Annotated in this window: 7 protein-coding genes; 2 read left to right on the top strand and 5 right to left on the bottom strand. The window is 66.8% G+C overall.

Annotation, left to right across the window (positions count from 1 at the left end):
• Positions 1–164, bottom strand: a 164-nt coding sequence (locus tag VGH54_RS13480) for a pyridoxamine 5'-phosphate oxidase family protein (RefSeq protein ID WP_331512517.1), incomplete at its 3' end; no start/stop codon positions are given.
• A 61-nt stretch (positions 165–225) separates the two neighbouring features.
• Here VGH54_RS13480 and VGH54_RS13475 point away from each other — a divergent pair.
• Positions 226–771: a DUF1697 domain-containing protein gene (locus VGH54_RS13475; protein ID WP_331512516.1), complete on the top strand. Its 546-nt coding sequence runs from the start codon at positions 226–228 to the stop codon at positions 769–771.
• Here the strand turns inward: VGH54_RS13475 and VGH54_RS13470 are convergent.
• On the bottom strand, positions 756–1121 hold the full coding sequence (locus VGH54_RS13470) for a GntR family transcriptional regulator (protein ID WP_331512515.1): 366 nt from the start codon (positions 1119–1121) through the stop codon (positions 756–758). The two genes, VGH54_RS13475 and VGH54_RS13470, sit on opposite strands and share 16 nt — an antisense overlap.
• 36 nt (positions 1122–1157) lie before the next feature.
• On the opposite strand from VGH54_RS13470, the gene VGH54_RS13465 reads away from it, so the two are divergent.
• Entirely contained in the window at positions 1158–1874 is a 717-nt protein-coding gene (locus VGH54_RS13465; RefSeq protein WP_331512514.1) for an NAD-dependent deacylase, read from the top strand.
• Here the strand turns inward: VGH54_RS13465 and VGH54_RS13460 are convergent.
• The 3 genes from VGH54_RS13460 to VGH54_RS13450 form a co-directional block, all read right to left on the bottom strand.
• Positions 1871–2515: a class I SAM-dependent methyltransferase gene (locus VGH54_RS13460; RefSeq protein ID WP_331512513.1), complete on the bottom strand. Its 645-nt coding sequence runs from the start codon at positions 2513–2515 to the stop codon at positions 1871–1873. The genes VGH54_RS13465 and VGH54_RS13460 overlap by 4 nt on opposite strands.
• A gap of 22 nt (positions 2516–2537) precedes the next feature.
• Positions 2538–3251: a TetR/AcrR family transcriptional regulator gene (locus tag VGH54_RS13455; RefSeq protein WP_331512512.1), complete on the bottom strand. Its 714-nt coding sequence runs from the start codon at positions 3249–3251 to the stop codon at positions 2538–2540.
• Positions 3241–5034: MMPL family transporter (locus VGH54_RS13450; protein WP_331512511.1), on the bottom strand; the 1794-nt coding region annotated here is incomplete at its 5' end. The genes VGH54_RS13455 and VGH54_RS13450, both read right to left, overlap by 11 nt.

Genomic DNA, 5034 nt, shown 5'->3' with positions numbered 1-5034 from the left:
CGTGGCTCGGTGACCGACACCTGAATGGCAACACTGCGGGCGTCGAAGTAGTACGACACGTTGGACAACTGCGGGCGCCCGTCGCGCTTGAGGGTGGCGAGCACGCCGAGAGAGTTGTCCGCGATCACGGCGAGCAATTTGTCGTCGAACACTTGGCGGCCCATGTCGCAAGCCTTCCCAGACGATCGCGCCCCGCTGGACGCCTGCGTGGCTACCATCGCGCTCATGACCCAATACGCGGTGTTTCTACGCGGCGTCAACGTCGGCGGCGTCAACCTGAAAATGGCCGACGTGGCAGGCGCATTGACCGACGCGGGACTCGCTGAGGTCCGCACCACTCTGGCGACCGGAAACGTGACGCTGGATTCGCCGAAGGCCGCAGATGCGGTGCGCGCGACGGCCGAGAAGGCGCTGCGAAAGCACTTCGGCTATGACGCCTGGGTGCTGGTTTACCCGATCAAGAAGGTGCGCTCGATCGTCGACGGCTACCCGTTCGAGCCCGAGGTGGACGGATACCAGTCCTACGTCACGTTTGTCAGCGACAGCGATGTACTCGACGAGCTCGCGGCGTTGGCCGACGAGGCAGGAGCCGACGAGAAGATCGCGCTCGGCCCCAAGTCCGCGGGCGTGATCTATTGGCAGGTGGCCAAGAATCACACGCTGGACAGCACGATCGGTAAGACGATGGGCAAGAAGCGGTACAAGTCGTCGACCACCACCCGCAACCTGCGCACGCTGGTCAAAGTCCTGGCAGCTCAGCCGTCCTCGTAGGCCTCGAGGTAACGCAGCGCCTCGGCCTTGCCGAGTCCCAATCCACGCGCGACATCGAGATACGCGCATGCCGCTGTCGCCATCGCGCTGTCCGACGGATCGACCCGAGCGACGAAAGTGCCGAAGCGGCCTCGGGTTTCGACGATTCCGGCGGTCTCCAGCTCCCGGTACGCCCGGGCCACGGTGTTGACGGCCAGCCCTAATTCGCCGGCCAGTTCGCGCACCGTCGGCAGCCGGGACCCGGGCGGCAAGGTCCCGGCCCGGACAGCCTCGATGATCTGGCTGCGGAGTTGGTCGAACAGCGGTCGATCCGCTTGTCCGTCAACCCGCAGCCAATCCCCCAACTCCACCTGCTCAGTATCCCGCAGTCCCGCTATCTTGGTGAGGTGCGTATCACGGTGCTGTCCGGCGCGGGAATCTCCGCGGAGAGCGGCGTACCGACGTTCCGCGACGACAAGAACGGGCTGTGGGCCGAGTTCGATCCCTACGAGTTGTCCAGCGTTCAAGGCTGGCAGCGCAATCCCGAGCGGGTCTGGGGATGGTATCTCTGGCGGCACTACCTGGTCGGCACCGTCGAACCCAACGACGGGCACCGTGCCGTCGCGGCCTGGCAGGACCATGCCGAGGTCAGCGTCGTCACGCAGAACGTCGATAACCTGCACGAGCGTGCCGGCAGCTCGCCAGTGCACCACCTGCATGGCAGCCTGTTCGAATTTCGTTGCGCGACTTGCGGTCTGCCGTACAACGGTGAACTTCCGGAGATGCGGGAGCCCGCGTTGGAGGTCGAGCCACCGAGTTGCGACCACTGCGGCGGCCTGATCCGGCCCGACATCGTGTGGTTCGGCGAGGCGCTACCCGAGGAGCCGTGGCAGCGCGCGGTGGAGGCGACGAGCACCGCCGACGTGCTGGTAGTGGTGGGAACCTCGAGCATCGTCTACCCGGCGGCGAGTCTGCCCGAGATGGCGCTGGCGCGTGGGGTGGTCGTCGTCGAGGTCAACCCGGAGCCAACGCCGCTGTCCAGCAGCGCCACGATAACCGTGCGTGAATCAGCCAGCACGGCCCTGCCGACGCTGCTGCAGCGACTGCCCGCGCTGCTGAACTAGGCGGGGCGCCGCGCGCGGCCCAGCAGGAACTCCGACACCGGCAGCGGCACCCAGGCCGGCAAAGCCTGTTCGGTTCGGGCCTTGTCGACGTCGAACCCCGCAGCCCGGATCGCCTGCTCGGTGTGGCGGTGAGTGTGGCAGTTGCCCACCAGCCGGGGCCATATCGTCGCGTCGACCAGTTGCTGGAACCGGCCCCGGATTCCGTCGCTGGCAACGTGCTCCAGATAGCGCAGCTCGCCGCCCGGCCGCAGCAACGAAAACAGTTGCCGCAGAACAGAATCAGGCTCAGCCACCGAGCACAGCACCAGCGAGCACACCACCGCGTCAAATGGCTCGTCGGCCGAGAAGCTCTCTACCGTCCGATTGGTCACTTCGATCGGAACGGCCGCACCGGTCGCCGCTTCCCGGGCCAGTCCGACCAGCCGTCGCTCGGGCTCGACCGCGACGACCTGCGCGACGGTATCGGGGTACAGCTCGAAATTGGTTCCGGTGCCCGCACCCACTTCGAGCACCCGGCCTGACAGCCCCGCCAGGTTCTCCCGGCGGAGTTCCCGCATCTGCTCCGTCTCGTGTGCGGCGATAGCGGGCCAGATGCGGGCGAAGAACGGATGGTCGACGATGTGCGCGGTCGATGACGTCATGGCTGCCAGCCTTTCGGAACGGTTACTTGGAAGATCCTCGCACCGAAGACTTGAGCGCCGTCAACTGCTCGACCACTTGGTCGGGGGTGGCATCGACCCCGAGCAGTCCGGCGACCATGTGCCCTAAGAAGACCGCACGAAGCACCCGGTCGGCAAACGCCTCGGCATCGCCGAACGGCAAGTGCGGCTTGTTGATCAGCAGCGAGGCCGCGCCGTGCGCAGCGCTCCAGAGCTCCAGGGCGACCGCGGCCGCGTCGCCGAGCGGGAACACGCCCTCGTCCATCAAGACGCCGACGGCGGCGCACATGTGCGCGAAGGCGGAGCTGGCCAGCGCGGAATCGACATTGCTGCCGGATCTCCACTCGCCCATCGTGGCGATCCGGTAGAGCTCGGGGTTTTCGGTGGCGAACCTGACGTAGGCCAACCCTTGGGCTCGCAGCACTTCCACGGTGGACGACTGCCCTGCGGACACCCGCAGCATCTCCTCGTCGAGCTTCTCGAAGTAGCGCGCGCACACCGCGTCCAGCAGTGCGTCCTTGTCCTGGAAATGCAGGTAGATCGATGGTGGTGTCACGCCCACACGTTCAGCCACCGAACGGATCGACACGGCCTTTGCATGCCCGGTGTCCAACAGGAGTTCGGTTGCCGCATCGAGGATTTCGTCGCGCAGCAGATCGCCGGATCCTCGCGGGGCGCGCCGCCGGCGAAGAGTGTCCGTCGGCGGGCTAACGACCATCGGCAACCGTCGTGGCAGTAACTGCGGCCATGGTATTGCCGGCCGGAACCGCGTCAGGTCGACGGTGTCGCCCGCCGGTAGGGTCGGCATCCACCGGCAGGGGGTCGGGTCCCGCCTCGCTGATCCCGAACCGCTCGTGCAGCCACACCAGCGGGTCGGGTGCCCACCAACTCCATCGGCCCAGAGCATGCATGAACGCGGGCACCAGCACCATCCGCACCAACGTCGCGTCGGCCAGTACGGCCAGGGTCAGGCCGAGACCGAACATCCGCATGAAGGACACCTGCGCGGCGATCAACGCGGCGAACGAAATCGACATCACCAACGCAGCCGCGGTGACCACCCGGCCGGTCCGCGCCAACCCGAGCGCCACGCTCTCGTCGTTGTCAGCGCGTTTGGTCTTGTTGTCCGCCGTGGCGGGTCGCGACGCGGTCGCAGTCAACCAGTACTCGCGAATCCTGGAGACCAGGAACACTTCGTAATCCATCGACAGGCCGAAGGCGACACAGAACAACAGCACCGGGATATTGGCCACCAACGTGCCGCTCTGCGTGGTGCCCATCGCGCCCAGGTGGCCGTCCTGGAAGATCCACACCAGCGCGCCGAATGCTGCCGTCAGCGATAAAACGTTGCACACCAATGCCTTTAACGGCAGCAGCACACTGCCGGTGAGCAAGAACAGCAGCGCAAAGGTGATGATGCCGATGAGGCCCAACACCACCGGCAGCCGATCGGTGATCGCGTCCACGCTATCGCGGTTGATCTGCGCCATCCCGGCCATCTGTACCGACTGGCCAGCCGGGCCGGGCACGGCGTGCAACCGGTCGAGTTGGGTGTCGGAGGCTTGGGAGAACAGCGGCGCGGTGGTGGCGATCGTCAGAAAGGCGCTGCCCTGCGCCATCCCGGTGGCTGCCGATGGCGGCCCGACCCGGTTGCCGTGGGCGAACGTTCCGGTCGGCGCCGACACGGCCGTCACGTCGGCCACCCGTGACAGGTCGGCGGCGTAGCGGCTGATGTCGCCCGGACGCACCCCTCGAACGTCCGGGACGACGACAGACACGGCCGTCGCCGAGTCATCGGCGAAATCGTGACGCAACCGATCACCAACCGCATGGGACGAAGCCGACTTCGGCAGCACCCGGTCGTCGGGCATACCCCACTTCACCCCGAGGAACGGCAGCCCGAGCATCAGCAGCAGCGCGGTCACCACCAGGCCGACCGGCACCGCCCGTCGCATCACGAACTTGGTCGACCGGTACCAGAACAGCTGCTCGACCGGTTTGTGCACCGGGTCGGGCCGGCCGAGTATCCGGCGGCCGAGCTTGCGAACGTCCAGCGCATCCAGCCGCGGCCCGAGCAGCACGATCGCCGCCGGGGTCACCATGATCGAGGCCACCGCGACAAAGGCGACCGTCGCCACCCCGGCGTAGGCGAACGACTTCAGGAAGTACATCGGGAACAGCGCCGTCGCCGACATGGACAACGCGACGGTGACGGCCGAGAACAGCACCGTGCGTCCGGACGTGGCCATCGTCGTGACCAATGCCTCGTGAGGATCGCTGCCCTCGGCCAGCTCGTCGCGATAGCGGCTGACGATCAGCAGGGTGTAGTCGATCGCCAGCGCCAGGCCCAGCGCAGTGCTCAGGTTGAGCGCGAAAATCGACACCTCGGTGGTGTACGTGATCAGCCGCAACACCGTCATCGAGCCGACGACAGCCAACGCGCCGAGGGCCATGGGCAACGCCGCGGCCAGCAGCCCACCGGACACCCAGATCAGCACCAG

It is taken from the genome of Mycobacterium sp. (assembly GCF_036488105.1).
Lineage (GTDB): Bacteria > Actinomycetota > Actinomycetes > Mycobacteriales > Mycobacteriaceae > Mycobacterium.
This window is presented reverse-complemented; position numbering and strand designations above follow the sequence as displayed.